Origin of the sequence: Candidatus Phytoplasma sp. AldY-WA1 (assembly GCF_020312115.2) — a bacterium.
GTDB classification, from domain to species: Bacteria; Bacillota_I; Bacilli_A; order Acholeplasmatales; family Acholeplasmataceae; genus Phytoplasma; species Phytoplasma vitis.
Genome location: NZ_JAHRHX020000093.1, coordinates 1 through 1,715, shown reverse-complemented (window position 1 = coordinate 1,715; position 1,715 = coordinate 1). Strand labels below are relative to the sequence as shown.

Sequence of the window (1,715 nt, the reverse complement as noted above, 5' to 3'; positions counted from 1 at the left end):
CTAATTTATTATTGTGTTCGTCTAATTTATTATTGTGTTCGTCTAATTTATTGTTTAATTTATCTATTTTATCGTTCAATTCTGTTTTTAAATCTTTGAAATCCGATTTCAATTCTGTTTTTGAATCTTTGAAATCCGATTTCAATTCTGTTTTTGAATCTTTGAAATCCGATTTTAATTCTGTTTTTAAATCTTTTAAATCCGATTTTATTATTCCTATTATTGTTACAACTATTCCTATTATTGTTCCAAATATTCCTATTATTGTTGCAACAATTTGTAACCAATTTGAACTTTTATTCTCTTTTTCATTTTCTTTTATATTCATTTTTTTATTTTCCTTACAATTTTTTTGTGTTATATATTGTTTTTTTGTTTTTAAAAATTTTACATTGTTAATATAACATATTTTTAAAATAATGCAAATTCAAAGATTATAAAAGTGTGTCTTTTATAAAAAAATATTTTAATATTTGAAGAATAATAATATTTTGTTATTATCATTATTATTATAATTATTTAATGTAGTTGATGGTTTTGTCAAATCCTTCGATGACGATAAATGACATATTTTTTTCTCCTTTAGGTGAATTTTGGTATAAAAAAAAGATTCATATAAAATGAATCTTTTTAATTGTTAATAATTGTTAATTTAGTTTTGTTTTTTTTAATGTCTTGGCGTGTTTTGTTTTTTTGTTTTGTAATGGGTGATTTAAATCGCCTGGTTTTTTTGCTGGTTGGTGTCTTTGTTTTTAAATTAAAAAAAGAACTAATTTAATTAGTTCTTTTAGTTATTTTTTGCGCTTTTATTTGGTTTTAAAAATAAAAAAAATTATAATTTTGAAGGATTTTTAGTATAATATTCAAAAATATCTTTTTCTGGAATAATATTATCACTTAAATCACAATGATCATCATTAAAGTTGTTGATCCATGGATCTTCTTGATGTGTTTTACTTGAAAGTTCAAAAGGTTTCATATTACCATATTTTTTTAAAATATATTCAATTGATTCTATTTGTTCTTTTGTTAATTTAACAGATATAAATTCGTTTTCTTTAATTAATTTAACAGGGTTTATCACCATATCGTGATAATTTAAAATATAAATTAGGAAAAACTGGACCATAAATCCATGCATGAATAGAACAATCAGGAAAAAATTCTTTGCTAGAATCTTTTTTATTTTTTACTAAATAATGAGCGTGAATATAATATAAAATTTTTTGTAATTTTAAATTAGTTATTGTCGGGTTTTTTTAATAATATAATTTGCCATAGTAAATAAAATATTTTCAAAATTTGGTTCTTTCATATTTTTAATTTGGTTTTTCATAATATTTTCTTTTTTGGTTTAATTTTGGTATAAAAAAAGACTCTCAAGTGAGAGTCTTGGATTTTTTATTTATTTTTTATTTATATTTGATAGTCAATTATGTTTTTTTATTATTATTATCTATTAATTTGTCCATTTTTTTAAATGTTCCTATTATTGTATCTTTTAATTATTGAAAGGAATACCCAAATACGATACTTGGCCGCTATTTAGTTGGGAATTTGTGAAAAAATTAAGGAAGTATCAAAATAAAGATACAAACTTAACAGTAAACACAAATACTTATAAAAGCAGAACTAAGCTAACGGATAGATTGCAAGCTGTTAAATGTGAAAACTGTTTAGTAAAAGGAGTTTCATTAGAGATTCATCATACAAAA

General features: G+C 21.2%; 2 protein-coding genes and 2 pseudogenes. 1 reads left to right on the top strand and 3 read right to left on the bottom strand.

The genetic code is table 11. The annotated features are described in order from the left end of the window. The 3 genes and pseudogenes from KTO59_RS04175 to KTO59_RS04635 all read right to left on the bottom strand — a co-directional run. Nucleotides 1-328, bottom strand: a pseudogene (locus KTO59_RS04175) (hypothetical protein); the annotation flags it as partial. A gap of 504 nt (nt 329-832) precedes the next feature. Then, the gene (locus tag KTO59_RS04170) at nt 833-1,087 is read right to left on the bottom strand and encodes a Panacea domain-containing protein (protein ID WP_284928799.1); all 255 of its coding nucleotides are present in this window, start codon (nt 1,085-1,087) and stop codon (nt 833-835) included. Further along, nucleotides 1,068-1,211 carry a hypothetical protein gene (locus KTO59_RS04635; protein ID WP_445083525.1) on the bottom strand — a complete coding sequence of 48 codons (144 nt, stop codon included), beginning with the start codon at nt 1,209-1,211 and terminating at the stop codon, nt 1,068-1,070. The genes KTO59_RS04170 and KTO59_RS04635 overlap by 20 nt, the downstream gene beginning before the upstream one ends. A gap of 297 nt (nt 1,212-1,508) precedes the next feature. Here KTO59_RS04635 and KTO59_RS04165 point away from each other — a divergent pair. Beyond that, nucleotides 1,509-1,715 (top strand): annotated as a pseudogene (locus KTO59_RS04165) (hypothetical protein); the annotation flags it as partial.